Source organism: Enterobacter sp. 22466 (assembly GCF_052044775.1).
GTDB lineage: Bacteria > Pseudomonadota > Gammaproteobacteria > Enterobacterales > Enterobacteriaceae > Enterobacter > Enterobacter dissolvens.
In genome coordinates this window covers 631,035-654,521 of record NZ_JBQENX010000002.1, presented here as the reverse complement: position 1 = coordinate 654,521, position 23,487 = coordinate 631,035, and the positions used below count along the sequence as shown (strand labels likewise).

46 protein-coding genes and 1 pseudogene are annotated in these 23,487 nt (G+C 54.1%); 22 read left to right on the top strand and 25 right to left on the bottom strand.

Going from position 1 to position 23,487, the window contains the following annotated elements:
- Positions 1–184 precede the first annotated feature (184 nt).
- The 24 genes and pseudogenes from ACTJJI_RS09835 to ACTJJI_RS09720 all read right to left on the bottom strand — a co-directional run bounded on the left by ACTJJI_RS09835 (position 185) and on the right by ACTJJI_RS09720 (position 10,858).
- Entirely contained in the window at positions 185–403 is a 219-nt protein-coding gene (locus ACTJJI_RS09835; protein ID WP_180256045.1) for a hypothetical protein, read from the bottom strand.
- Between the two features lie 151 nt (positions 404–554).
- Positions 555–986 (bottom strand): hypothetical protein, encoded by a 432-nt coding sequence (locus ACTJJI_RS09830; RefSeq protein ID WP_032105120.1) that lies wholly within the window; start codon positions 984–986, stop codon positions 555–557.
- Between the two features lie 189 nt (positions 987–1,175).
- Positions 1,176–1,424: an Rz1-like lysis system protein LysC gene (lysC, locus tag ACTJJI_RS09825; protein ID WP_420712929.1), complete on the bottom strand. Its 249-nt coding sequence runs from the start codon at positions 1,422–1,424 to the stop codon at positions 1,176–1,178.
- Positions 1,318–1,794 (bottom strand): Rz lytic protein, encoded by a 477-nt coding sequence (locus ACTJJI_RS09820; RefSeq protein WP_440653865.1) that lies wholly within the window; start codon positions 1,792–1,794, stop codon positions 1,318–1,320. Before ACTJJI_RS09820 ends, lysC begins: the two co-directional genes overlap by 107 nt.
- Positions 1,782–2,426, bottom strand: coding sequence for a glycoside hydrolase family 19 protein (locus tag ACTJJI_RS09815; RefSeq protein ID WP_440653863.1), 645 nt, complete (start codon positions 2,424–2,426; stop codon positions 1,782–1,784). The genes ACTJJI_RS09820 and ACTJJI_RS09815 overlap by 13 nt, the downstream gene beginning before the upstream one ends.
- A complete protein-coding gene (locus tag ACTJJI_RS09810; protein WP_048961198.1) occupies positions 2,410–2,781 on the bottom strand; it encodes a phage holin family protein in 372 nt (123 codons plus the stop codon). Before ACTJJI_RS09810 ends, ACTJJI_RS09815 begins: the two co-directional genes overlap by 17 nt.
- A gap of 287 nt (positions 2,782–3,068) precedes the next feature.
- Positions 3,069–3,758 carry a bacteriophage antitermination protein Q gene (locus ACTJJI_RS09805; RefSeq protein WP_440653860.1) on the bottom strand — a complete coding sequence of 230 codons (690 nt, stop codon included), beginning with the start codon at positions 3,756–3,758 and terminating at the stop codon, positions 3,069–3,071.
- Positions 3,755–3,871, bottom strand: coding sequence for a hypothetical protein (locus tag ACTJJI_RS09800; RefSeq protein WP_333197418.1), 117 nt, complete (start codon positions 3,869–3,871; stop codon positions 3,755–3,757). The genes ACTJJI_RS09805 and ACTJJI_RS09800 overlap by 4 nt, the downstream gene beginning before the upstream one ends.
- Positions 3,868–4,512, bottom strand: a complete 645-nt coding sequence (locus tag ACTJJI_RS09795) for a recombination protein NinG (protein WP_318154601.1) — start codon at positions 4,510–4,512, stop codon at positions 3,868–3,870. The genes ACTJJI_RS09800 and ACTJJI_RS09795 overlap by 4 nt, the downstream gene beginning before the upstream one ends.
- Positions 4,505–4,675, bottom strand: a complete 171-nt coding sequence (locus ACTJJI_RS09790; protein ID WP_440653858.1) for a NinE family protein — start codon at positions 4,673–4,675, stop codon at positions 4,505–4,507. Before ACTJJI_RS09790 ends, ACTJJI_RS09795 begins: the two co-directional genes overlap by 8 nt.
- A complete protein-coding gene (locus tag ACTJJI_RS09785; RefSeq protein ID WP_440653856.1) occupies positions 4,668–5,117 on the bottom strand; it encodes a recombination protein NinB in 450 nt (149 codons plus the stop codon). The genes ACTJJI_RS09790 and ACTJJI_RS09785 overlap by 8 nt, the downstream gene beginning before the upstream one ends.
- 183 nt (positions 5,118–5,300) lie before the next feature.
- Positions 5,301–5,582 (bottom strand): hypothetical protein, encoded by a 282-nt coding sequence (locus ACTJJI_RS09780; RefSeq protein WP_440653854.1) that lies wholly within the window; start codon positions 5,580–5,582, stop codon positions 5,301–5,303.
- Between the two features lie 42 nt (positions 5,583–5,624).
- Positions 5,625–5,873: a hypothetical protein gene (locus ACTJJI_RS09775; RefSeq protein WP_440653852.1), complete on the bottom strand. Its 249-nt coding sequence runs from the start codon at positions 5,871–5,873 to the stop codon at positions 5,625–5,627.
- A 58-nt stretch (positions 5,874–5,931) separates the two neighbouring features.
- The gene (locus ACTJJI_RS09770; protein WP_440653850.1) at positions 5,932–6,204 is read right to left on the bottom strand and encodes a hypothetical protein; all 273 of its coding nucleotides are present in this window, start codon (positions 6,202–6,204) and stop codon (positions 5,932–5,934) included.
- Entirely contained in the window at positions 6,201–6,503 is a 303-nt protein-coding gene (locus tag ACTJJI_RS09765; RefSeq protein ID WP_440653848.1) for a hypothetical protein, read from the bottom strand. Before ACTJJI_RS09765 ends, ACTJJI_RS09770 begins: the two co-directional genes overlap by 4 nt.
- Positions 6,500–6,997 carry an ead/Ea22-like family protein gene (locus tag ACTJJI_RS09760; protein WP_440653846.1) on the bottom strand — a complete coding sequence of 166 codons (498 nt, stop codon included), beginning with the start codon at positions 6,995–6,997 and terminating at the stop codon, positions 6,500–6,502. The genes ACTJJI_RS09765 and ACTJJI_RS09760 overlap by 4 nt, the downstream gene beginning before the upstream one ends.
- Complete coding sequence (locus ACTJJI_RS09755) at positions 6,994–7,224, bottom strand: hypothetical protein (RefSeq protein ID WP_440653844.1); 231 nt, start codon at positions 7,222–7,224, stop codon at positions 6,994–6,996. The genes ACTJJI_RS09760 and ACTJJI_RS09755 overlap by 4 nt, the downstream gene beginning before the upstream one ends.
- Positions 7,221–7,520 (bottom strand): protein ren, encoded by a 300-nt coding sequence (locus tag ACTJJI_RS09750; protein ID WP_440653842.1) that lies wholly within the window; start codon positions 7,518–7,520, stop codon positions 7,221–7,223. The genes ACTJJI_RS09755 and ACTJJI_RS09750 overlap by 4 nt, the downstream gene beginning before the upstream one ends.
- On the bottom strand, positions 7,520–8,953 hold the full coding sequence (locus ACTJJI_RS09745; protein WP_440653840.1) for a DnaB-like helicase C-terminal domain-containing protein: 1,434 nt from the start codon (positions 8,951–8,953) through the stop codon (positions 7,520–7,522). Before ACTJJI_RS09745 ends, ACTJJI_RS09750 begins: the two co-directional genes overlap by 1 nt.
- Positions 8,943–9,842 carry a DNA replication protein gene (locus ACTJJI_RS09740; protein ID WP_440653838.1) on the bottom strand — a complete coding sequence of 300 codons (900 nt, stop codon included), beginning with the start codon at positions 9,840–9,842 and terminating at the stop codon, positions 8,943–8,945. Before ACTJJI_RS09740 ends, ACTJJI_RS09745 begins: the two co-directional genes overlap by 11 nt.
- Entirely contained in the window at positions 9,835–9,981 is a 147-nt protein-coding gene (locus tag ACTJJI_RS09735; RefSeq protein ID WP_440653882.1) for a hypothetical protein, read from the bottom strand. Before ACTJJI_RS09735 ends, ACTJJI_RS09740 begins: the two co-directional genes overlap by 8 nt.
- Positions 9,955–10,053: pseudogene (locus ACTJJI_RS09730) on the bottom strand (replication protein); the annotation flags it as partial. The pseudogene ACTJJI_RS09730 and the gene ACTJJI_RS09735, both read right to left, overlap by 27 nt.
- Before the next feature lie 11 nt (positions 10,054–10,064).
- Positions 10,065–10,607, bottom strand: a complete 543-nt coding sequence (locus ACTJJI_RS09725) for a toxin YdaT family protein (RefSeq protein ID WP_440653836.1) — start codon at positions 10,605–10,607, stop codon at positions 10,065–10,067.
- 29 nt (positions 10,608–10,636) lie between these two features.
- The gene (locus tag ACTJJI_RS09720; RefSeq protein WP_017693164.1) at positions 10,637–10,858 is read right to left on the bottom strand and encodes a helix-turn-helix domain-containing protein; all 222 of its coding nucleotides are present in this window, start codon (positions 10,856–10,858) and stop codon (positions 10,637–10,639) included.
- Between the two features lie 98 nt (positions 10,859–10,956).
- Between ACTJJI_RS09720 and ACTJJI_RS09715 the strand changes: the two genes are divergently transcribed.
- The 22 genes from ACTJJI_RS09715 (at position 10,957) to ACTJJI_RS09610 (ending at position 23,037) form a co-directional block, all read left to right on the top strand.
- A complete protein-coding gene (locus tag ACTJJI_RS09715) occupies positions 10,957–11,589 on the top strand; it encodes a LexA family protein (RefSeq protein ID WP_017693163.1) in 633 nt (210 codons plus the stop codon).
- A 281-nt stretch (positions 11,590–11,870) separates the two neighbouring features.
- Positions 11,871–12,158 carry a hypothetical protein gene (locus ACTJJI_RS09710; protein WP_440653833.1) on the top strand — a complete coding sequence of 96 codons (288 nt, stop codon included), beginning with the start codon at positions 11,871–11,873 and terminating at the stop codon, positions 12,156–12,158.
- 156 nt (positions 12,159–12,314) lie between these two features.
- On the top strand, positions 12,315–12,443 hold the full coding sequence (locus ACTJJI_RS09705; protein ID WP_286087829.1) for a hypothetical protein: 129 nt from the start codon (positions 12,315–12,317) through the stop codon (positions 12,441–12,443).
- Complete coding sequence (locus ACTJJI_RS09700) at positions 12,440–12,598, top strand: hypothetical protein (protein WP_440653831.1); 159 nt, start codon at positions 12,440–12,442, stop codon at positions 12,596–12,598. Before ACTJJI_RS09705 ends, ACTJJI_RS09700 begins: the two co-directional genes overlap by 4 nt.
- Positions 12,595–12,804, top strand: coding sequence for a cell division protein FtsZ (locus ACTJJI_RS09695; protein WP_058657563.1), 210 nt, complete (start codon positions 12,595–12,597; stop codon positions 12,802–12,804). The genes ACTJJI_RS09700 and ACTJJI_RS09695 overlap by 4 nt, the downstream gene beginning before the upstream one ends.
- Before the next feature lie 70 nt (positions 12,805–12,874).
- The gene (locus ACTJJI_RS09690) at positions 12,875–13,912 is read left to right on the top strand and encodes a hypothetical protein (protein ID WP_440653829.1); all 1,038 of its coding nucleotides are present in this window, start codon (positions 12,875–12,877) and stop codon (positions 13,910–13,912) included.
- A 7-nt stretch (positions 13,913–13,919) separates the two neighbouring features.
- The gene (gene gamL / locus ACTJJI_RS09685) at positions 13,920–14,204 is read left to right on the top strand and encodes a host nuclease inhibitor GamL (RefSeq protein WP_440653827.1); all 285 of its coding nucleotides are present in this window, start codon (positions 13,920–13,922) and stop codon (positions 14,202–14,204) included.
- 18 nt (positions 14,205–14,222) lie between these two features.
- Positions 14,223–15,068, top strand: coding sequence for a phage recombination protein Bet (bet, locus tag ACTJJI_RS09680; protein ID WP_440653825.1), 846 nt, complete (start codon positions 14,223–14,225; stop codon positions 15,066–15,068).
- Positions 15,065–15,745 carry a lambda exonuclease family protein gene (locus ACTJJI_RS09675; RefSeq protein ID WP_440653823.1) on the top strand — a complete coding sequence of 227 codons (681 nt, stop codon included), beginning with the start codon at positions 15,065–15,067 and terminating at the stop codon, positions 15,743–15,745. The genes bet and ACTJJI_RS09675 overlap by 4 nt, the downstream gene beginning before the upstream one ends.
- Positions 15,742–16,170, top strand: coding sequence for a regulator (locus ACTJJI_RS09670; RefSeq protein WP_440653821.1), 429 nt, complete (start codon positions 15,742–15,744; stop codon positions 16,168–16,170). Before ACTJJI_RS09675 ends, ACTJJI_RS09670 begins: the two co-directional genes overlap by 4 nt.
- Complete coding sequence (locus ACTJJI_RS09665) at positions 16,167–16,319, top strand: DUF1317 family protein (protein ID WP_103142246.1); 153 nt, start codon at positions 16,167–16,169, stop codon at positions 16,317–16,319. Before ACTJJI_RS09670 ends, ACTJJI_RS09665 begins: the two co-directional genes overlap by 4 nt.
- Complete coding sequence (locus ACTJJI_RS09660; RefSeq protein ID WP_440653818.1) at positions 16,316–17,377, top strand: DGQHR domain-containing protein; 1,062 nt, start codon at positions 16,316–16,318, stop codon at positions 17,375–17,377. Before ACTJJI_RS09665 ends, ACTJJI_RS09660 begins: the two co-directional genes overlap by 4 nt.
- A gap of 2 nt (positions 17,378–17,379) precedes the next feature.
- Positions 17,380–17,844, top strand: a complete 465-nt coding sequence (locus tag ACTJJI_RS09655; protein ID WP_440653816.1) for a hypothetical protein — start codon at positions 17,380–17,382, stop codon at positions 17,842–17,844.
- The gene (locus tag ACTJJI_RS09650; protein WP_440653814.1) at positions 17,841–18,500 is read left to right on the top strand and encodes an MT-A70 family methyltransferase; all 660 of its coding nucleotides are present in this window, start codon (positions 17,841–17,843) and stop codon (positions 18,498–18,500) included. The genes ACTJJI_RS09655 and ACTJJI_RS09650 overlap by 4 nt, the downstream gene beginning before the upstream one ends.
- Complete coding sequence (locus tag ACTJJI_RS09645; protein WP_440653812.1) at positions 18,497–19,537, top strand: DNA cytosine methyltransferase; 1,041 nt, start codon at positions 18,497–18,499, stop codon at positions 19,535–19,537. The genes ACTJJI_RS09650 and ACTJJI_RS09645 overlap by 4 nt, the downstream gene beginning before the upstream one ends.
- 118 nt (positions 19,538–19,655) lie before the next feature.
- On the top strand, positions 19,656–19,874 hold the full coding sequence (locus ACTJJI_RS09640; RefSeq protein WP_440653810.1) for a TraR/DksA family transcriptional regulator: 219 nt from the start codon (positions 19,656–19,658) through the stop codon (positions 19,872–19,874).
- Entirely contained in the window at positions 19,871–20,644 is a 774-nt protein-coding gene (locus ACTJJI_RS09635; RefSeq protein ID WP_440653808.1) for a hypothetical protein, read from the top strand. The genes ACTJJI_RS09640 and ACTJJI_RS09635 overlap by 4 nt, the downstream gene beginning before the upstream one ends.
- Positions 20,622–20,861 (top strand): DUF4222 domain-containing protein, encoded by a 240-nt coding sequence (locus tag ACTJJI_RS09630; RefSeq protein WP_047051378.1) that lies wholly within the window; start codon positions 20,622–20,624, stop codon positions 20,859–20,861. The genes ACTJJI_RS09635 and ACTJJI_RS09630 overlap by 23 nt, the downstream gene beginning before the upstream one ends.
- An 18-nt stretch (positions 20,862–20,879) precedes the next feature.
- Positions 20,880–21,050, top strand: a complete 171-nt coding sequence (locus tag ACTJJI_RS09625; protein ID WP_224213924.1) for a hypothetical protein — start codon at positions 20,880–20,882, stop codon at positions 21,048–21,050.
- Positions 21,047–21,442: a hypothetical protein gene (locus ACTJJI_RS09620; protein ID WP_440653806.1), complete on the top strand. Its 396-nt coding sequence runs from the start codon at positions 21,047–21,049 to the stop codon at positions 21,440–21,442. Before ACTJJI_RS09625 ends, ACTJJI_RS09620 begins: the two co-directional genes overlap by 4 nt.
- A gap of 8 nt (positions 21,443–21,450) precedes the next feature.
- Positions 21,451–21,696, top strand: a complete 246-nt coding sequence (gene xisR / locus ACTJJI_RS09615; protein ID WP_025913358.1) for an excisionase family protein — start codon at positions 21,451–21,453, stop codon at positions 21,694–21,696.
- Between the two features lie 45 nt (positions 21,697–21,741).
- Positions 21,742–23,037, top strand: a complete 1,296-nt coding sequence (locus tag ACTJJI_RS09610) for a tyrosine-type recombinase/integrase (RefSeq protein WP_440653803.1) — start codon at positions 21,742–21,744, stop codon at positions 23,035–23,037.
- Between the two features lie 26 nt (positions 23,038–23,063).
- Here the strand turns inward: ACTJJI_RS09610 and fliE are convergent, their stop codons facing one another.
- Positions 23,064–23,378, bottom strand: coding sequence for a flagellar hook-basal body complex protein FliE (gene fliE, locus ACTJJI_RS09605; protein WP_014832474.1), 315 nt, complete (start codon positions 23,376–23,378; stop codon positions 23,064–23,066).
- Between the last annotated feature and the right edge of the window lie 109 nt (positions 23,379–23,487).

Here is a 23,487-nt window from a genome sequence, read left to right as displayed (position 1 = left end):
CTGAAGCAGAAACGAAAGGCCGGGGTTATAGCGGAAGCTAATCCTGAGTAAACAAGGTGGATCAATATTAAACCGTTGGTGGTGACGGTTAGTGGATCACTTTTTACCCGTTGTTGACACGGAGGGACATCACTCCGGCCCGGTACGCCGTCTCGATGGCCTCCCAGTCCGGTTTGCTCATTCGTTACTCCGTTGTTTGTTCTTCTGGCTGCTCGGTCTGCTCTTCCGGCACCGGCGTGAACTCAACTCGCTTCACATCAGCAGGAGCGAAATACAGCCACTGGCCCGTTTCCGTCGCCAGCGGCACAAAGCCGTTTACCAGCTCAGGCTGACGTCGTGACATCTTGCCCGTGAAGGTTTCGCCTGTTTGGGTGGTTAGCGTGATTTGGTAGATGTCGGACATGATTACCTCTTTGCCTTGTCGCAGCTGTTGCCCTGCTTCTCAGAAGTGCTTAGCCACTTACGGCTTACCCGTCAGCAAGATGTGATCACCATCCTTGCGGGGTTACACAGATCATTATCGAAGCCCCTCAGTGAAGAGCTTCTGTAATGACTTACAACTTAACGATGTGCCCTGTCAGTTCTTCGAACTTGTCTCTGCCGACCGAATTGAGCAGCGTTACAAAGCCACATGCCAGGATGTAAAACAGCGACGTGAATACCCATCCGGAGTAAGACAGCATTACGAAGATGGCCGCCATAGTCACAAGTCCAATGAGCCTTCTGATCGCGCCCTTGCGTTTGTAATAGTCCTTTAGAGGGATTAACAGCTTGGCACGCTCCATGGGGTCACTCTCCTTCCCGGCCATGAACACAGCCACAAGGAACAGAGGCGAGATGAAGCAAGCAAGAGCTATAATCGCCCAGTAAGCCGCCACGACGATGCTCATCAGTGAATGGTCGCCCTGTAGTGTTGCGTAAACCAGCAGGCCAAACAGCCCCCAGACCAGCACGAATACAAAAGCAGCAGTCATCAACTTCTTCATAATTCACCTATAAGTTGCGAGCCTGTTCGCATAGATAAGCCGCCCCGAGAGATAACGATTTATCTCAGGCTCGCTTCCTATAGGCTCTCGGTTGGCAATGCGCTGCGATGCGCATAAAAAAGCCCCGCGGATGCGAGGCTGTGAGAATTTGCTACGGTTAAAGTCCAGAGGAGAGACTGTGTCAGAACCTCAGGGATGAGGCTCTTTATCTGTCACCTGCAGTTTTCTAATCGCTGCCCTGTCGTAATTGCACTGGCCGACGATCCCGTAAAGTGTTGCGTTCATCGAAACGCTGTCACCGTACGAAGGGTTATCGGGCAGATCTGGCACATCAATGCGCGACGTCAGGTCCGCCGGCAGGTTCAGGGCCGGCTGCTTTATCACCCGGTATTCCACGGGCGGCTTCTGCTGCTGCGCGCAACCGCTCAACAGCGGCATCAGGAACAGGAGCAGCAGCGCACTTATCTGCCGCCAGGTAGTGCTTAATCTCGCTCTGCAGCATTCGGTTCTGCTTCGCCGATTCTGCCCTTTGCTCTGCGACCTCAGACATGACCACGTTTTGCCTGTTAACAGCGCCAGCAAGCTCTTTAACGCTCCCCGCCAGATCGTCATTTTTAGCCCTCAGGTCGTTGATCTGCACATCCTTGCTGTCGTTAAGTTGTGTCAGCCTGTCGTTCGTCGCCGTCAGCTGATGATTGCGGGCGTTCAACCCCCACAGGCAGATAGCGACGAGTATGATGAACGCGCAAGGAATGAGAATGTGCGCATTATTTTTGAAAATGCGGAATAAACTGATTAACCCGAACATAAAACCCCCTTAGCTTTAGTCAAGCGGGCTTTCCTGTCCTCCAGTCCGTTGGTACCACCGTTGATGATTCTGCTGATGCGGCTAACATCATCTGAGTCAGCGATAGCGTTAAGTCCGTGATTGCTCCACCAGGCAGCTGCGGATTCAGCAGCATATTGAGGCTGAGTAAGTAGTTCCGGGCTCTTTACGATATCGACGCCAAGCTGCTTCACCAGCGCGGCGTAATTCGCTTTACCCGTCACCTGAATCAGGCCGCGCCCGCGGTAACGATATCCATCACCGCTGTTCCGATCGCCATTCCCGTTCCGGTTGGCGTAGATGATGCTGCCAATCATTTTCTGGTCGGCCGGGTGAGCATTCTGGCCCGAATCAACACGACCATATTTGAAAGCGTCTTCCCGACTGATTCGATTGCCGAACATTGCAAGCAATGCGCCGTATCGGTAATTCAGGCTCTCTTCGGTGTCTATAAATCCAGATGACTCATGCCCCACCTGCGCGAGGAAGTGCGCCTGCCTTAATGGCGTGCTTATGTCGTACTTCTGCATTGCAGCCAGCACGACTGGAAACCACTTACTGGCCAGTGCCGCACTGGTGCCCGTTGCTTGCTGGAATTTACTGAGGGTCAGCATTTGCTTTGTCTCCCGGTTCATTCAGGCCAAGGCGACGGCGCGCATAGGCGAAAAGCGAATCCACCCCCACATACCCGACGCCAGCCGAGATGGGCCAGCAAAGCTCAGGGGGAAAATTCCAGTTGAAGATTGCCCATATAGCCGTGAGTGTCGGCTGAGCAAAGAAGCAAAGGATCCCGCACATCGTTGCGCCGGCGATCCGGTCTTTCCACTTTGATTTCGCGCCGCGCGAGGTAGCGAGTATCGACATGACAAAAGCCAGTACCGAATAGCCAGCTTCGTTTTTGTGGTTTACAAGCCACGCAAGCATCACCGCCCAGGTATCTGGTCTGTCTTGCATAGTGGTTTTCTTCATGTTCGCACCTGCTTGGTGCTGGTTGATTAGGTCAGGCCCTCGGGACGATTTAACAAGTAGGCGTGTCGATGATGGTTCCCGGAGCCTGAAATAAAAAACCCGGCGACAGGCCGGGAAGATGAGGGTAAGGCAATGTCGGCTCTCTGGCCGAATGGTCCCAGGTAGCGGGTTCTGTGTGCGGCGTACCGCAAATAAAAAGCCCAAGGCGTTAACCTCGGGCTTGAATTCTTTGTGTCGACAATCAAAGCTATGGCGACGATATCAGATTTACATGAAATATATGTGTTTCAGTTCGGTTTTGCAAGACTTACATCTAAATTTGTCGCCTTTTGTTGTGAACGTGATCGCGTTACGGAGATAAGCGCTGCGCTATCGAGCCGCTTAAAGCTGTTGCGCATTGCCAGCCAGTGAGGCAGATACGTTTCTGTCCAGGTGGATTTCGCAACGCCCGCCAGTTCCGCCAGCGCCTGATATTCGTACGGCTCACGCCCTACCAGCTCCGCTTTGACGTCCTGCGCCGCCAGCCATATCAGTTTCTTCAGGCGCTCCATTGTCTTGCCTGCCACCTTCTTCGCTCCAAGCTGCTCCCGGAACTCTGCCCACGCCCACTGGGTGATCGCCACCTGGTGCTCAAAGCTAACGTTCTCGCTGTAGTTCCAAAGCAGCCACGCTTTCTGATGGTCTTCCAGCGACAGCACAGCGCGGCGCCACGATGCGGTCACGAACTCAACCGGCCCCACCAGCGCGATAGATGAACCCTTGGCGCGTGACTGGCTGCCGCTCATCGCCGGGCCGTCCGGGTTAACTTTACGGCCGGTGATCGGGTCGGTGATTTTCTTCCGCCCCCGACTGCGGGCCGTCGCGGTAAATTGCGCGTTCTCTGCGAAAGCTACCAGCTGCCCTTTCGTCGCCCCGCTCAGATCTGCGGTCGCCACAATGAGCTGCTGACGTACGTATTCCAGTTGCTGACTGTTCATGCGGCTTCCTTCTGTGGCTGATTAGTTTTGGTCTGGCTGTGCTTTGCTACTGGCGGCATGTTGGCGCGCTTAACGCTTTCTGCCTGGTACCGCAGGAAATCGGCGTGGTTCATGCTGCCTCCTGTCGGCGGGCCCGGCGTTTTTCCAGCGCGCGGGCTTTTCGTGTGAAAATGGATTTGATGCGCTGCAGGTATGGGATATCGAAGCGGCGCGGTTCGTTATCAGATTCAAGCCGCTCGACACGCTCCAGACCAATACGCTCAATCAGCCGAATTCGATACTCAACGGCATTACCGCTCAGTTGACGGTTGCACCGGGTGCAGGCTGAGTGAACGTTAAACACGTTGAATTTGAGGTGTGATGCAGCGCCGCGCGAACGGTAATGACTGGCATCAATGGCGCTACCAGTGAGGTAATTGCTTTTGCCGAGGAGCGGATTGCCGCAGCTGACGCATTCTTTCCCCTCGTCCCGGATCCGGATGTAGCGGTTGAAGGCCGATTGAGCCTCTTTATCCCACCGGGATTTAGACTTGAGTGACTCGCGCTTTTCTTGTCGGCGTTTGCGCCCGGCCTTCTCGGCTTCTTTCTGCTCCTTGATGCGCTTAGCGGCGGCTTTCACCTTCTCCTTCTCGCGTTCTTCCATTGCGAGGATTGCGCCGTGTTCCGGGCTGCACCAGCGGATCCGAATATCGTGGAATTTCGGCACGAAGTATTCACCGCATACTTTGCACTTACGGCGGGATGGCTTACGCATGATTCCTCCGTGCCGCGAGACGCAGCCATTTCTGATCCACCAGGCGGGCGGTATAGCCTTTCAAGGTCGGGATGTCGGACGGCTTAACCGCTGGCTTACTTTTGCGGCGCGCCGGAACGCGGAAGATTTCGTTGGTGATGACGCGTGCGAGAGGATTACCCACGGGAAGCCCTCCACTCTTGCGCCCAGGCGATGCGCTTACTGGATGCTTCGGAGAACTTCACGCCGCGATCGGTGCCGAACCAGTAAATCGCCTCGATCACGTCGACCATGTAGCGCTTGCTGGATTTGGATGTGCGGACGCCGAAATAAACGCGGCCGCCGCTGATGCCCGGCGCGGATTTCTGTTCCTGGTCCTGGGTCTGGTTCACCAGAACGGTGATGAGGTCCTTCCACTCTTCGCGGGTCAGCTTTTCGCCGTGCCAGACAACCTGGTCAGACAGGTCTTTCAGCAGCGGCCACATCAAACGATTTTGCTTGTCGGTGCGGGTCTCTTCCCGGGCCTCGACCACCATTGGCGCGCGAGGGTTTACCGGTAGGGTGCGAATGTACGCGATGAGGTTGTCTTTAACGGTGTCGTTAACGATGCAGTAGTGCTGTTTCATACGCCACCTCCGAGAGGTAACGCAGAACGCAGAAAATCGCAGGTGCATTTCTGCATCTGTGACAAGGTGAGGAGTTCAGATTGTGGTCGCATTTAAGTCCCCTTAAATGCGCAGAAGTCACCGGAGTTGTTCAGGCTCCGATGACATGATTATGGCGGGTTGATTTTAGAAAATCAAAGGTTACTAAACGGTAGATGATTTCTTTGGGTGATATTTGCGAATCGCAGCATCAACACGATCGCGAGAGGGTAAAACGTCGAATGCTATGTTGTAGTATTCGCCATCAAACGCTTGCTGCCTGACAACATTAAATTCTTTGAACTGAGTCATTGGGTAGACCACTGGCTCGCTGGAATTGGTAGAACGCATTACCGCCTTTGTTACCACGCTTATCTTATCAAGACCCGCTTCATCGTTCTTGATATCACCTTCATGACCCAAACCAAAAACTAAGTAATCTTCCATTTAATCTCCTTTAAAATTTTGTCATGCGTCTAATTCGACCTACTATTTCATTAAACTTTGTGAGATAAATATTTGTTCGCATTTAGCCATAAATGGCTCTCTTCCTGATATTTCATGGTATAGGGCATGATTTAGCATGATTCCCTTCATGCTCTCTTCACAGTCTTTCCTGCTGTAAAAGACATTCACCGGTTCTTTTTCGGTGTTCAAGTTCACCACTTCCAAAGAACAACCTGACATATTGCTGAGGTTGGCACAGGTGCTCAAAACCAGCACAAATAGTTCGTGCATAAATTACTCCCTAATTACTGTGCTGGTTATATTGCCCAAACTTTAGCAGAAATTACGACTATTTTTTAACGGCGGCGAGCATCGCCTTATAGAGATCCGGGAATCGAGGACTCTCCCAGGGCAACCCCATGGCCTTACACATCTCATAGGTCGGCTCAACCGGCACCGCCACCCAACCCTCTGGCAACTTGTTAGCCGTCGTTACAGGTTCGGCACCCTGAAGCATGCGCCGTAAAGCAGCAAACTCTTCTTTGTCCATGCTTAGGCTGCCATCATCATAATCAGTGCAGCGCGCAAACAATTCTTCAATAGTCCAATTTTCAAAGCTCATGATTTACCTCCCTGAAGCACGGCGGCGCGGCTACCATTTACCATCTTCACGCCCAGGCGGATATCATCCAGCTCAAGGTCGCCTTTAATTTCCGCATGCCGGAAAGCTATCGACATGAACTCCAGGCACTGCTCGTTGGTCCATTCCGTTACAGGCTCCGCTTCGAGCGATGCCAGCGCGATACGCAGGGCCGCCAGCGTGTTGCTGTCGTCTTCGTCCAGGCCGAACGGGATTTCATCTCTGGCTGCTTCCATGTCGGCAATTTTCTGCTGCAGCCATTGTTTGGTAATAGCGCTCATGATGCCTCTCCTTTACCGGCTGCGGCGGCCACCTTCACGCCAGCTTCTTCAAGCACCCTGAAAAGTTCAAGTCGAACACCAACCAGAATGTCTTCACGCTCCCGCATGGTGACTTCCGCCAAGTAATCACTGAGCATTTTCAGTTCAGGCAATTTCACCGTCCGCGCCTCCAGCTCAGCAATCCGCTTCTCTGCGGCTTCCCTCTCGACGCGCAACCGACCAACCGTAAGCATCAGGCCTTCATTTTCAGCGTCGCGGTCTTTGGCATATTTCTCTTTGACTTCCAGCTCATCCAGCAGCGCCAGCACGGTGACGGGTTTGGCAGCGGCGATGAATGCAGCATCACGCACTTCGTTTTCACTGAACACCATGGCTATTTGCTCATTGTTCACGCCGTCAGTGGAGTAAATCTCATCGTCGAACTCAACAACCCACTGACCTTTTGTCGCCTTCTCCGCCGCTTCACGCAGCGCCTTTTTTTCGATGTTGCTCATTGGGCGGCTCCTTTTGCTTCCTTCTCGTCAACGCTCCAGGCTGTAGCCAGCGCGCTCGTCACCTGCATAAACGAGTGCTTAACTTTCACCGAGAACGTTTCTCCTGTGGCCGATACCGTTTCGATGGTGGTCAGCTCGCCGCCGCTTTCGAAATCAGGATAGAACTGTGTTACAAGGTTACTTTCGACAATCAGCGATCCGTCCGGCGTGTGCATTTTCAGTTTCATACCCCTACCCTCCCCCAAACCATCAATACTCGCTTCATAGCTGCGCTGTTGCGGCACTCCTGAAATATTCCGTTGGCGCAGCTGCGCGCGGTACCAGCCTGTTCTTCTGGCGTCGCCAGACGGTAAGTCACCGTTCGCCAAACCTTGCTCACGCGCACAATCTTGCGGACCCGTTCCAAATCGATAGCGTTCTTCGTGATGCAGTTGATGGTCATGCCGCACTCTGTGGCCACATCCTTCGCGGTGAAGGTCCGGTGCGTTTCGAGATAACGCAGAATTGCCTGTTTTCCTTTCATCAGAAGCCCCCTTTCTTTTTCGGCTGCTGCTCGCGCCCGCGGCGTTCTGCGGCGGCGGCCTGCTGGTCTGTGTCGTAAATTGCACCGTTGATCTGATTGCAATAAACCGTGCCGGTATTGCCGTGGCGGTTGAGTCGCAGGATTAACTCGGTTTCTCCAGGCGGCACGCTGTCATCGAAAGCACCTTCCCGGTGGATGCCAACCCAGTAGTCGCAGTCCTGCTCAATCTGTCCTGTGTCGCGGGAATCGCTCGGTAACGGGCGTTTATTCACTCGCTTCTCCAGTTCGCGGTTGAGCTGGGTCAGCAGCACGACGACGCAGCCAAGCTCTTTGGCGAGGTTCTTCAACCCTTTTGTGATCATCCCGTAGGCCAGGTCATTACGGTCTGCTTTTTCGGCGGTCATCAATGTTAGGTAGTCAACCAGAATCATGCCTACGCAGCCTTTCTCGCGCTTAATTCGACGGCATTCGGTAACGATATGCGCCAGTGACAGGCCAGGAGTGTCGTCGATGTACAGCATGTCGATTTCACTCAGTCTCCCAGCTGTGGCGATCGCCTTCTTAAAGTCGCCGTCGTAGTCGCCCTGGTACTGGTCATCGGCGTCATCCGTAGCGGGCATGTAAAAAATGCTCGGGTTAATGCCCGACTTCTGACCAACCAGCTTTTCAAGGATCTGGTCTCCAGGCATTTCGAGGCTGAACATCAGCGCTGGCTTTTTCTCACGAACCGCGCAGTTGATCGCCATCTGTCCGTACAGGGTTGTCTTGCCCATCTTTGGCCTTGCGCCAATCACGAACAGAGAGCCTTTAACCAGACCTTTCGGCGCCAGCAGCCGGTCGAGTGACGGGATGCCGGTACTCATGCCGCGCTGTTCGCCTGAAGGGTCAAATCGCTTCTCCAGATCCGCAACCCAGTCATCCATAACCTCGCCGAACGAACGCAAACCACGGCGACTGCCGGTTTTTGAATGGTCTGCGAGCTGGGTGAAAATACCCTGAATGGCCTCGTACTTCTGCGTAGCGCTCATGCCGTTGCGGGAATACAGCAGTTCAGTAGCTTCGGTCAGGCGGTTGATACCGTAGCGCTCCATTGCGGCTTCCCGGACTGATGCAGCGTATGCCACGATGTTTGCAGCACTGGGAGTGTTCTTGGCAATCTCCGCCAGGTAAGCAAAGCCACCTACCTGCTCCGCGAGCCCTTTACCTTCGAGCGAGTCGAACAGTGTCAGACCATCGACTGGCTTGTTGTCTCGGAACATCTGGCGCATCTCGGCAAAGATCAGCTGGTGAGGTCGGCTGTAGAACGACTCAGGCTTGAGCATCGCCAGAACCTTCTGGACTCGCTCGCTGTTGTCATCATCTAGCAGCAGGCCACCGATAACGCTCTGCTCTGCTTCGAGGTTTTGTGGTACAACCATGAATTCAGCGGTCATCACGATCCCCCTCGCGCACTTCGATGTAGAGCTTTTCGGTCAGGAACTTATCGAATTTCATTCGGCGCCAGGTCTTCCCGGATTTATGGTCTGGTCGGTCTTCAAGCATCCAGCGGCAGTTCTGAGCGATGTAGCGCAGATAGCTTCTGAAACCGTCCATATCCATCGGCTTGCCGTCCAGGTTGCGGGCAATCTTGTTAGCCTTACCCCAGAAGGTGCGGATCAGATTGCGTCGTTCATCAGTGAGGCATCTCCATCCCCGGGCTTCAGGCAGTTCGTCTTTCAGGCATTGCCATACTTCATCGCATGACAGACGGGACTTTTTCTCTTCAGCGGGTTTCTGGTCATTTGCGACATACTTACTACCGTTAGGTAGTAAGTTATTTAATATATTGTTATCTGTGGACACTGGCTGGACATCGGCTGGACACTCCACCTCCACAGGCATTGATATAACTGCGTTTGCGCTGGACACTGGCTGGACATCGGCTGGACAAAAATTTGACTGATATTCGTCATATTTGACCACTTTTAGAACAGTAAAACGGTTGTTCGATTTGGTGGTGATCATGCCCAGGTTCTGGAATTTACGGAGCAGTGATTTAACGCGATCAGCGGTCAACCCCGTTTCCATTGCCAGTGTGTTACGACCGGTAATGAACTCTCCGCGTTCGCAGATCACATCGCCAACATCAGTCGAAACCATTGTCTGTTCGTGATTAGCGCGCAGGAGCAGGTGAACCCATAAATGAGCCGCCTCAGCGTCCTTGTAGAACGGCACATCCATAATTTTACGGTGCAGCAAGGCAAACCCCTTACCGTCATTCGTGCGCGGTTTCTGGAGCCTTCTGGCCTCTCTGGCTTCGGCTAAATTGGATACGTTACCCACGGCCACTCTCCTTACGTTTCAGTTCTTCAAGAATGGCGCGCATCTTCTCTGCCACAATCGGGTTAACCGAGCGGATGAAGCGGTCGCGGGTTATGTTTTTATGTATAGCGGTATGGTAATAGCGTGGATTTTTTGCCATTATTCCTCCTGCAACTACTCTCGTTTTTGCACCAGAAAGTCGGTTCTGTTCGCGCAGACCGGCTTTCGCCATTTCTGTAGTTCTCACATAACCCCCAGCATCGAAGTGACCATCGTCATCAGTGGGCCTACCTGCTCAGGCATGAGACGGAACAGCGACGCTATACCCTCGCTTACCTCTTTCAGCTTCTGATGCTCTGGAGCGTCCAGCAGGACGGCCTGTTTAGCCTCTGCGAGTTCTTTCTCGGCCTCAGCCAGGCGAGACATTTTGCAATCGGCACCGATCAGGCGAGTGCGATACTCAACCGGCAGGACCGCCATGATTGCGGGTGTCAGCTGGCGCACGTTCTCGCGGTACTGCTCTGAGTCGAAACGGTTATCCAGGAAGCGAAATAGTTTCTGGCGCGCCCGGCTGATATCTTCCGGGAAGCTGATGGCGGTCCCGCCCTGCTCCCGGTATTCGTTGATGATCAGCGCCGAAACGACGTCCTGATTGTCCAGCGCCGACGACCATGCACGGACCGCATCGCGGATCTTTTCGTGGCCTGGCGCCGCCTTAGGTTGAGCGCGGTTTATCACCGCTCCCGGGTGTATTCCGGTATTGTGTTGATACGCAAGTGAATGCATTGCTTTCCCTTTCGTGGTTAGAGCCGCCGTTAAGCGGCTGTTGTTTTATTCGGCTCATCGCCAAAAAGAAGCCATTCAGGTTCACACTTGAGAGCCCGAGCCAGCTCAACCAAATAACGTGGACGCTTAGTAGTCCCGGCCTCGATGGCCTGAAGTGATTGCTGTTTCATGCCAGCCAGTTTTGCTAACTGGTCCTGAGACAGATTCATCTCTTCACGTTTTTGCTTGAGGCGTTGAGATATTGTTTCCATATCACCTCCACAGTTTTATCTGTATTCTGTGACAGTTATTTCTGTTTGTCAATTACAGTTTTAACTGTGACTATCAAGGCATACAGAGAGAGGGATTTATGAGCCTTGCGGATCGCGTTAAACAAAAAAGAATTGAGCTGGGATTAACCCAGACAGAAGCTGCTGAGAAGGCCGGTATTCGGCAGCAGTCATGGCAGAGCATTGAAGATGGGAAAACTCTCAAGCCACGTAATATAATTGGAATAGCCAAGGCGCTTAAATGCGACGCCGATTGGCTAATGAACGGCGGCGCGTTTATGCCGATGGCAGAGATCAACAGCAGGAGAGTTCCGTTGATAAGCTACGTACAGGCAGGAGCCTTGGCTGAGAAAAACCCTATCGAGGCTTTCGATGGCAGCCTTGAATACATACTTACTGATCTGGATGTGTCCCAGCACACCTTTGCGTTGCGTATTGAAGGCGACTCAATGGAACCAGATTTTAAGGCTGGTGACGTTATTATTGTCGACCCTGAGGTAGAACCCACGCCTGGGGAATTTGTTGTTGCGAAGAACGGCGGAACACAGGCAACCTTCAAAAAATACCGCCCGACATGGGTAGACCCTCTCGGCTGCCAGCACTTTGAACTGGTCCCACTCAATGACGACTACCCTGTCATTAACAGCGATCACCAGCCTTTAACCATTATCGGTGTAATGATTGAGCACCGTATTTACCGCCGCAAACGCTAAAACCCCCTTTCAAACGTCTAATCAAACCGGCTAACGCCGGTTTTTTTTCGTCCTTACAAAATAAATTACTCATAAATACAGAAACATATGTTTCTCACGCCATTAAATACAGTTTTGTCTGTTGACGATAATACAGTTTTATCTGTATCTTTAATCCATCGAAACGAAACATCGACAGCTGAGCGAAGTTAGCCAGCGGCGGAGTGGAGATTCGGTCAGTCGAACGGCGCGACAGTAAACCATGCGTCGGACCATAGGCGGGCTCAGGAAGAGCGGCAATTATGGCAAAGCGAAAAAAGATTTATTCCAGTCCATTCGAAGCTGAGTGGGCTGTGCTGAATCACAAAGCATTTCTCCCGCATCAGCGGGTAACGACAGAGGGTAAGGCAATGGATAAGGAGCAGTTGGCGGAAACTGTTAAAGCACTCAGGCGGCGCCAGTTATGCGTCAGGGAAAGTATTTCGATTCTCCGCAGGCAATGGCAGGCAGATCAGAAAACGCTCGAAGAGCTAATGCCAGAAGCTGTTGCCGCTGGCCTGACTGTTCAGCTTGAAATTGATGAACCATAAGACCCGCTCCGGCGGGTTTTTTCATACCTCAGTCGCTTCATCGAGGCGGCTCAGTTATGAAACCGGCGGCCATCCACCGCCCATTGAAACACTGAATAAATGCGTTGAAGTCTTGTATTAACCGTTCCGTTCGCCGCGATAAGGCCAAGAGGATTTATGCCAGACCTGAAAGAGATAATCGCAAAGCTTTTAGAAGACGCCCGTCACCTTAATGAAATCGCTCCAAATGCTGGCACCGCAGCACGCATCAAAGAAGCCGAAGAGGCTCTTAAGGTTGCATCATGAAAGTCACCCACAACGGCAAGCAGTACACAGCCAAAAAGATCAACGATAACGAGTGGCAGCTGACGTCGGTATCGGCACCACGCGACAAGATGACTCTGAATCGCTGTCAGATGCATATCGCTGGCCTCCTGGAACAGGTTGAGGTGAAGGTATGATGCATCACTACGGCACCACCCCGCTCATTCGCCAGTGCGTCACTCCTGGCATGATGGCATTGCATGAAGGCCGAACCTATCGCGTCTCAGCGGTCATTCAGGAGCGCAAATGGGTGTACCTGCACACTGACGCCGAAATCATCCGCCTCAGTGACTGCGTGATTGACGTCCTTCTGGACGGTCACGGCAACCCTATCCAGCACTAACCACCCTATTCAACCGATCGGCCTGGCTTTCTGCGGGCGGGATCTGCACATCCAAATTTCAGGAGAAACCATGAGCGAAGTAACGGACTTAGTCGTCATTGAGAAACAGAACGCAATGGCGGTATTCACCACCAAAGAGCAGCTCGATCCGATTATTGAGGCGATCGAGAAAGAAGCTCGCAGCCTGGTACCGGATGTGTCGACCCGCAAAGGCCGCGACGCTATCGCATCCATGGCGCATAAGGTAGCGCGCTCAAAAACGTATATCGACAACGCGGGCAAGGATCTGGTTGCTGAGCTTAAAGCCCTGCCTAAGCAGATCGACGAAAGCCGCCGCATTGTGCGTGAGCGGCTGGACGCGCTGAAGGATGAAGTGCGCAAACCACTCACCGAATGGGAAGCCGAGCAGGAACGCATCAAGGCTGAAGAAGCCATGAACGCGCTGCACGCCGAAGCGCTGGAAATGAACATAAAGTTCGATCAGGAGCTGGCGGCCAAGTTTGAAGCGGACCACGAAATGGCTCTGCTGATGAATGACGCTTTCGACCGCGATGCAAAAGAAAAAGCAGAAGAAGCAGAACGCCAGCGCATTGCTCGTGAAGAAGAGTTGAAACGTCAGGCGGCAGAGAAAGCCAAACGCGAAGCGGACGAGAAGGCAGCAGCAGAAATCGCAGCAGCACAGAAGCGTGAAGCCGATGCAATCGCCGCTAAAGCGCAAGCCGAATTGCTGGCTAAGCAAACACAGGAACGTGCAGAGCGTGAAGCTAAAGAAGCGCAGGAGCGTACTGCAAAACTGGCGCAGGAAGCCCGTGAACAAGCGGAACGTGAGAAGCAGGAAGCTATCGCAGCAGAACAGCGCAAGGCGCAGGAATCCGCCGACAAGGTTCGCCGCGAGGCTGAAGCGAAGGAATCAGCGCGCTTGGCCGAAGAGAAACGCAAAGCCGATGAGCAGGCAAAACGTGAAGCCGACGTGAAGCACCGCAAGACGGTCGGCACCAACATCGTTAACGCGCTCACCAGCAACACCAGCTTAACCCGCGAACAGGCTATCGAAGTGCTTACCGCTCTGAAAGATGACCTGATCCCCTGCGCAAAAATTCATTACTGAGGCAACCATGAACGCATACCTCACTTACGACCGCATCGAAGATCGGCGCTGGGCTGATCAGCAGCTCAACGACGAGAAAGAGAAGTGGATCGGCGACCGGGCGCAACAAATCATCGACATGATGCCAAAAGAGCCGTCCGGCCTCTTCCACTTCTCCGTACCGATTGACTCCAGCCCATACGAAGGACTTCGCAGCGATAAAGCTGGCGAGGCCTACAACGATTTCATTTCGGCAGTTGCTTACGCCCAGGCGGAATACGACTGGGAACACCGTACCGGCTGCCCGTTTTAATTTTTGAGGGGATTAACGATGGCAAACGAATTAACAATCACAGCGAGCGCGCTGGCGGAAAAAGGTATCGACGTCGCTACCTGGAGCGCGCTGAAGAACAGTATCTACCCAGGCGCCAAAGACGAATCGGTAATGATGGCGCTCGATTACTGCCGTGCCCGCCAGCTGGATCCGTTGCTGAAGCCTGTTCACCTCGTGCCGATGAGCGTCAAAGACTCAAGAACGGGTAAAAGCGAATGGCGCGATGTGGTAATGCCGGGCATCGGGCTTTACCGCATTCAGGCGGACCGCTCAGGTGATTATGCCGGTGCCCGCGAACCAGAGTTCGGTCCAGACGTAACTCAGGCGCTTACTGGTGTCGAGGTCACCTTCCCTCAGTGGTGCAAATACACCGTCTACAAGCGCATGCCCAGCGGGGAGATCGTCGAGTTCAGCGCCAAAGAATATTGGATTGAAAACTACGCCACCGGCGGCCGCGACACCACGGCGCCGAACGCGATGTGGAAAAAGCGCCCATACGGACAGCTGGCGAAATGCGCAGAAGCCCAGGCGTTGCGTAAGGCATGGCCTGAGATTGGACAGCAGCCCACGGCCGAAGAAATGGAAGGCAAATCGCTGGACGTTGATATCCGTGACGTCACGCCGCGCAGCACCACAGAATCACTTCCACCAGCAGCAAGCGAAGAAACGCTGCAGGCGATAACCGATCTCTTAACGACCCTGGATAAAGACTGGGAGAAAGACTTCCTCCCACTGTGCAGCGACATCTTCAAACGGCAAATTCTTGAGGCGTCAGAACTCACTGAAGAAGAGGCTCAGAAAGGGTTTGGCTTCCTTCAGAAAAGGGCTAAGGCGGCAGCATGACACCAGAAATTATCCTCGGCCGGACCGGCATTGACGTAACCAATATCCAACAGGGCGATGAGGCGTGGCACCGGCTGCGCCTCGGCGTCATTACTGCCTCTGAAGTGCACAACGTCATATCCAAGCCGAGATCGGGTAAGAAGTGGACTGATATGAAAATGTCCTACTTCCACACCCTACTCGCCGAGGTATGCACCGGCGTGGCGCCAGAGGTTAACGCCAAGGCGCTGGCCTGGGGCAAGCAGTACGAGGAAGACGCACGCACCCTTTTCGAGTTCACCACTGACGTGAAAGTCACGGAGTCTCCGATCCTGTTCCGTGACGAGAGCATGCGCACTGCGTGCTCCCCTGACGGCCTTTGTAGTAACGATTTCGGCCTCGAATTGAAATGCCCGTTCACCTCCCGCGACTTCATGAAATTCCGCCTTGGCGGTTTCGAAGCCATCAAGTCTGCGTACATGGCCCAGGTGCAGTACAGCATGTGGGTTACCGGAAAAGAGGCCTGGTTCTTTGCCAACTATGACCCGCGCATGAAACGCGAAGGCATTCACCATGTCGTCGTTGAGCGGGATCCGCAATACATGGCCAATTTTAACGAAATGGTGCCGGAGTTCATCGAGAAGATGGACGAGGCGCTGGCGGAGATCGGCTTCACGTTCGGGGAGCAGTGGAAATGAAACGCACACCCTTCTATCGCCGGCCCGGGCGAACCGGGCAATTCTCCGGCCTCCGTGAGCGCGTTATCTGGATGATTCAGACGCGCGGCCGCCCGGTCACCGGTAGCGAAATAGCCGAGAAGCTTGGCGTAACGCTCATCGAGTTTAACCGGGTCGCCAACGGCATTACCCGCGGCTCCGGACAGATTGCGCAGATCGTTGAGTCGGAAAAATGGCTCAACGAGGACGGCATCTGTGACCGGACATTCGACCTGGTCACGAAGCCAAAGGTCGTAACACCGCAGGGTAAATCGCGGCTGTTCACCCGGCGCGCCATTGAGCAATCGCAGGAAGGTCGACGGCAGGAGTGCATTGAACGCGCCGCCCGCCGTCGCCGCCTGATTGCCCGGGGCCTCTACATCGACGAAATGGAGTCCATCCTATGACTCACGCTCAAGACGACATCAGGGTTGGCACACTGTGCCTTCCCTTCATTGATAACGGCTGGCTAATGCCATGGGGTGAAGTGGTCAGCAATCCATTAAAGGCGCAGCGGCTCGCTGAGGAATATCGGGAAAGGCAGGAGGCGGCATGAGCAAAGTAGGCGATTATTTCTTCGAGTTCCCGGCGTCGCGCGGCATGCAGGGTAGCACGGCGACTTACATGATCACGGCGCCTGCCCGAGCGCTGACGCGCATACTTGCCTCCGACAATCACGGCAGCACGCTCGAGCGTTCTCAACGCGAAATTAACCAGGCGCGAGTGAAGAAGTTTTACCAGTACCTCGTCAATGCTTACCAAAATAAAGAACCCTTCATCATCCCGCCGCTGGTCGGCAACTGCGACGCGGATATTGAGTTTGAAGAGTTTGGCAATACGAATGTGGGCGTCGCACGCTTCCCTATGGATGCGGTGATCAAACTGTTCGACGGCCAGCACCGCGCTGCCGGATTAGCTGAGTTCTGCCGGACTTATGGAGAACCAATCAGCATCCCGCTGATGCTGACCCATAATCTCCCGCTGAAGGCACGCCAGCAGTTCTTCTCCGATATCAATAACAACGTCTCGAAACCTTCCGCTGCGATCAACATGGCCTATGACGGGCGTAATGAAGTTGCACAGGGGATGGTGACGTTCCTGTCTCAGCACGACACCTTCGCAGAGGTGACAGACTTCGAGCACAACGTCGTACCGGCGAAAAGTAAGTTGTGGGTGAGCTTCAAGGCGCTTAGCGACGCGACGGCCAAGTTTGCCAACGCGGGCAGCAAGCAGCTGGAAATGGGCGACATCGAATCCATCTGGGAGGCCTGGTTGGCCCTGACGCAGATCGAAGCGATTCGCCACGGCACCAGCCAGGCAGACTACAAGCGTGACTACATTCAGTTCCACGCAGTGATGATCAATGCCTTCGGCTACGCCGTTCAGCGGTTGATGGCTGACCACTCAATAGTCGATATCGTCCAGATGATTGAGGGTCTGGCAAGTAATGCGGGCTCCTCCGAGATGGAAGACTTCTTCTTGATTTCCCGATGGGGTGGTGTCTGCGTGAATACCGAAAAAGACCGGCCAACGATCATTGCCTCCGTTCCGGCGCAGAAATCTGCTGCAGACCGTCTCGTCAAAGTTATCTTGGCGAAAAGCCTTGAGGAGTAGTTATGACAATGCATATGCACTCAATGCCCTGGCCTGAATCTCAGGCCATCTTTTTGTCAAAAACCTACCTTTACATGAACATGGATGAGCTGTGCAAAAGGTTACAACGCACCAAAGCGTCTATCCAGATGAAGGCCAGCAGCATGGGACTTTACCGCTGCGGGAAATTAACCATCGACGATCTGCAGCTGATTGAAGCCCTGCTTGATGCCGGTCTTGAGCATGCGGTTATCGCCAGAAAGTTCGAACTCTCCGAGCCTCAGCTAATGAGGGTTCTGGAAACGGGAGCCTTTCATTGCGATATCTGCGCCACGTTCTCCGCGTCTATGCGTTCCTCTTACTGGAAATTCGACGGAGAGCCGCAAAGGACTTATAGCTGCTGTCCGACGTGTTGCCGGGCGATGGTTGAAAGCTTTAACGCAGGACACGACGGGCCGTTGCTGGCACGCAGAAGGGAGGCGGCATGACCGGAAAATACTCTCTTATCTACGCAGATCCGCCCTGGTCTTACGGCAACACCATCAGCAACGGCGCTGCCGCCGATCACTACTCAACCATGAAGCTAATCGACATTAAGCGCCTGCCGGTGTGGGAGCTTGCCGCCGAAAACGCGGTGCTGGCGATGTGGTACACCGGAACGCATAACCAGGAGGCGATTGAACTGGCCGAGGCCTGGGGCTTTACCGTTCGCACAATGAAGGGCTTTACCTGGGTGAAGCTGAATCAGAACGCCGAGGTTCGCATCAACAAGGCGCTGGCCGAGGGTGAATGCATCGACTTTTACGACTTCCTCGATCTGCTTAACGCCGAGACGCGCATGAACGGAGGAAACCACACCCGGGCCAACACCGAAGATCTGCTGATTGCCACCCGTGGCGCCGGGCTGGAACGTAAGCACGCCGGGATTAAGCAGGTGGTCTACAGCCCGCTCGGCGCGCATAGTGAAAAGCCGTGGGAAGTGCGCCACCGGCTGGAGCTGCTTTACGGTGATGTGCCGCGCATTGAGTTATTTAGCCGCTGCGCGGCGCCGGGCTGGCACCACTGGGGAAATCAGTGCGACACCGCCGCGGTGGAACTGCTGCCCGGCTGCGCCATCGATGTTGTTAAGACGGAGGCCGCATGACGCCAGCAGCTTATTACAACGAAATCGACCCGTTCGCTGCCCAGTGGCTTCGGAACTTAATCGCAGGCGGCCATATCGCCCCAGGCGAAGTTGATGAAAGGAGTATTGAAGATGTCACACCTGACGATCTGCGAGGATTCACGCAGTGCCACTTCTTCGCCGGAATTGGCGTCTGGTCTCATTCCCTGCGGCTCGCCGGATGGCCTGACGATAAACCAGTCTGGACAGGCTCCTGCCCGTGCCAGCCTTTCAGCGCGGCAGGCAAAGGAGATGGGTTTGCTGACGAGCGGCACCTTTGGCCGCACTTCTTCCACCTCATCAGCGAGTGCGGCCCTCAGCATGTCTTTGGCGAACAGGTTGCAAGCGGTAACGCAAACACATGGTTCGACCTTGTTCAATCAGACCTGGAAGGAATGGGTTACGCCTTCGGGCTTGTGCCGTTTACGTCAGCGGGCATCGGTGCGCCGCACATCAGAGAGCGGGCCTACTGGGTGGCCAACGTCGACAGCGTCATCAGTGACCGGCGCGGGAACGTCTGGGCGCCAGGGCGGGATGAATATTCAGACGGCGACTATGCTGTCTGGCTGGCCGACGCCGGTCGCGAACACAAAGGATCAGCCAGAAACAAAGAGAGGGCTGGAGAATCTTGCCGGACTGGTGAAGATGTCTGGCTGGGTAACACCGACGACAAGCAATACTCGATCGCCATCAGTGGATGCGGCAATGAACATGTATCGACAGGACGGCAGCAAGACCCAGCAGCGTCTGCAGGACTTCGCAGGGATTGCCGGGCCCTTGAGGTTAACGGTTTTTGGAGAGATGCGGACTGGCTCTTATGTCGAGATGGCAAATGGCGTCCAGTTGAACCCGGCACATTCCCGCTGGTTGATGGGGCTGCCGCGCGCCTGGGACTGGTCGAGTCCTGGGTGGCAAGAGTGGCAAGCAGCAACCGCGTCGGCCGACTCAAAGGCTATGGTAACGCCATAAACGCACAGGCTGCGGCTGAATTTATCCGGGCCTATATGGAGGGGATATGAACCCAGAAACAGATAACGCCAATATCAAGGTACTAATCACAAGGTCGCTATCGCGGCCTTTTTTATTGCTGGCGTTCACCTTCAACCGAATTAACCGACAGTTCCGGGAGCATTGACCATGGACATCATCGATACCGCAGCAGAGATTGAAGAGCTTCAGCGTAACGCTGCCCTTTCCGCTCACCGCATCGACCACAACGCCGTATCAGCAGAGCATTGCGCGGAGTGCGGCGAGGATATCCCAGAGCCGCGGCGCGCTGCCGTTCGAGGCTGCCAGACGTGCGCGAGTTGCCAGGAAGAGATCGAGTTGAGGAATAAGCAGAGGGGGATCCAGTGAAAGAGCGCGGAATGATTTTTAACGGCGAGATGGTCCGGGCCATTCTCGACGGCAGGAAGACGCAGACGCGGCGCATCATGAAGGATCAGCCGTCTGATGGTTTCCACCCAACGCATAACGGTTACGATCTGGATTTAAACGCCCACTGGTACACGCCTGGCGTGGTCGATAAAAACGGATACCTGCAGCCTGCAAAGAAAGATGTGTTTGGCGTTGCTGATGAGAATGAAGGCTACACCTGCCCTTTCGGTGCCGTCGGCGATCGCATCTGGGTGCGGGAGACGTGGGGCGTAGTGAGCCATGAACTGGATGAAGACGGTCGCATTCAGCCATGGAGCCCTGACCGTCCCGCCACCGACATTCACGAAATGCCTTTTGGTAATGGTTACTACTCTGGTCATGCTATCTACGCAGCAGACGGGGATTTTACCTGGGGTGATGACGATGGCTATGAAGATGGCCGTTCGTGCTGGAAGCCATCTATCCACATGCCTCGCGCAGCCTGTCGCATTCTGCTGGAAGTTACCGGCGTTCGGGTGGAGCGGTTGAATAGTATCAGCCAGGAGGATGCGCAAGCTGAAGGCATGGAGCTTACCGGATGGCGGCCAACATATTCTGACCCAGATAGTGGCGGTGAAGTATGGACTCCATATGACAACTTTGCGCAGCTGTGGGAATCCATATACGGCGAAGAAAGTTGGAAAGCCAACCCCTGGGTCTGGGTAATCGAATTTAAGGTGGTGCCCAATGTTCAGGATAATCCAGACTAATACCTGGTACGCCGATCCCCACGGCGCGCCCTGCAAAATCCTCCGCTCTACCCACGAAGTCATCCACTACATCCGCAACGGTCGCACCTGCATTGCCAGCATGGGCCGCTTTCAGCACGAATTCGAACCGCTGACCAAAGCACAGGCCGAGCGGATCGCCGAAGAAATCGAAACAGCAGAACACCTGAAGAAGCTGCGCGCCCAGCGTGCGGCATGAGGAGAAATTATGGGAAAGATGACGTTCGTATTTGAGTATGAGGACGGTAAAGAGCCACCGGTTAGCGCTGGCATGTCGTTTATGGGTGGGAAGATTGTCGCCGCGTCTTTTAGTGATGCTTTGGATGAATCCGAGGTTAATGACGCAGAAGGGCTTGAGTGGAGTGATGAGATGAAGCTACAGCCATGACGCAACTGATAGCCAGTTATGAGCTGGCTATTGGGTGCGAAAGCACTGCAACGTCATCCATTTTGCCCGGCCCAGCGCCGGGCTTCTTTTTGGAAGTTAACCATGCATTCAAACCCCATGACCTGGCTCATCGCTGCACTTATGGCGCTGGGTGCTCTCATCTCATTTCTTCACGAACCGGAAGGTGTGCAATGGCTGCTTTTAATGTGGGCGCATTAGTCCAGAAGAAGACCGGCGGGATCAGAGGAAGAATAGAAAGCTTGCTGGAGCCGGAAAACGATAAGGCCCGGGTTTATGTCGCTTGGGATGGCGGCACTTATCAGATCCATTACGAATACGAACTTCGTGCGGCCACACCAGACCAGCCGCAATTTTATAAAACGATGTCATAGGAGCGATCATGAGCGAAATTATTCAAATCGTGCCAAGTGAATGGGTGACAGAAGACCTGCTTGTGAAAATGACAGGGCTCCGCCCGGGAACGATAGCGCGGGCCCGTAAAAAAAGCTGGCTCTGCGGCAGGGAGTACGTCCATATGTCGCCTGACAGCATCCCAAAGGAAAACAGCGAGTGCTTGTATAACCACAAGGCGATCGACCAGTGGGTTGAGAGTCTGAAAAAGAAACAGCCAGGTGCGCGCCAATGAGGATCCGTTTATGCTTAGCGGGCTCTTGGACGTCAGGAGGGAACAATGGCTAAGTCAGCATACCCAACAGGCGTGGAGAACCACGGCGGTACGCTCCGCATATGGTTCATCTATAAAGGCAGCCGGGTGCGTGAAAGCCTCGGTGTGCCTGATACACCAAAAAACAGAAATGTCGCTGGCGAGCTGCGCGCGTCGGTGTGCTTTTCGATTAAGACCGGCAACTTCAACTATGCCGCGCAGTTCCCTGACTCGCCTAACCTGAAAAGGTTTGGGGTGGAGAGCAAGGAAATCACCGTGGTGGAGCTGGCGAACAAGTGGCTTGAGCTGAAGCGTATGGAGATCAGCACCAATGCGATGTCACGCTATACATCTATAGTGCGCAACATGGTGCCCAGGATTGGTGGGGACAGGCTGGTATCTGCGGTGACGCAAGAAGACCTGCTGTTTATAAGAAAGGAATTGCTGACCGGTTATCACACCCTGAAGGCAGGACAGAAAACGCCGGTTAAAGGCCGCTCTGTCAGAACGGTCAACAACTACATGAAGATCATGGGCGGGATGTTTAAGTTTGCCGCCGACAGCGGGTATGTCCGGGTGAATCCGTTTACCGGGATCGCCATGCTTAAGCGTTCTCGATGCGAGCCAGACCCGCTGACGCGTGAGGAGTTCGTCAGGATGATTAATGCCTGCGCCCACCAGCAGCTGAAAAACATGTGGTCGCTGGCCGTGTACACCGGCGTGCGCCACGGAGAGCTTGTGTCGCTGGCCTGGGAAGATATCGACCTGAAAGCGGGTACAATGATGATCCGCCGGAACCACACGTTAACGAAGGAGTTCACCCTCCCGAAGACGGAGGCCGGAACGGACCGCATCATCAACCTTATTCAGCCAGCTATCGACGTGCTGAAGAGCCAGGCAGAACTAACACGCCTGGGTAAGCAGTATCAGGTTGAGGTGAAACTGCGAGAGTATGGACGTACTGATGTGCATCCGTGCACGTTCGTGTTCAACCCGCAGATCGCATCTCGTAATGGCCGTGCCGGGCATCATTACGCTGTGGGGTCGATCAACCAGTCATGGGAGGCAGCAATGCGGCGCGCCGGGATTCGCTATCGCAGAGCATACCAGTCCCGACATACGTATGCATGCTGGTCGTTAGCTGCAGGTGCTAACCCGAACTTCATCGCGAAGCAAATGGGCCACACCGACGCGCAAATGGTTTACCGGGTGTACGGATCCTGGATGGCTGAAAATAACCAGGACCAGGTACTCATCCTCAATCAGAAATTGAGTGAGTTTGCCCCATCCATGCCCCACGCTGTGGGATCGGATGATTATTAATAATAAATATCATTAGGTTAGATAACCTAAACCTGCATGCCCATCACTTCCTGATACGCAGACACCAACTTATTACGCACCTGGATCCCCATCTGCAGAGACACTGAAGCTTTTTGCAAATCGGTCATCACATCGTTCAGCGCCACACCCGGTTCACCAAGGGTGAACTTCTCGGCCTGGGTACGCGCGGCGGTCTGGGTATCGCTGATACGGTCAAGCGCGGCATGCAATTGCCCGGCAAAACTGATGGTCGGCTGTTGATCTGCCACATTCTGATTACGGGCCGTCATTGCCGTTGCCTGCAACTGACTGATAACCCCTTCAATGCCCTGTATAGCCATGACTCTCCCCTGGATGGTTTTTTACGCGGTCAAGACTAACAGCTTGTCAATAAGATAATGGCGGTAAATAGCGATAAAAAACCAGGTTATTTGACCCATAGAAAATCAC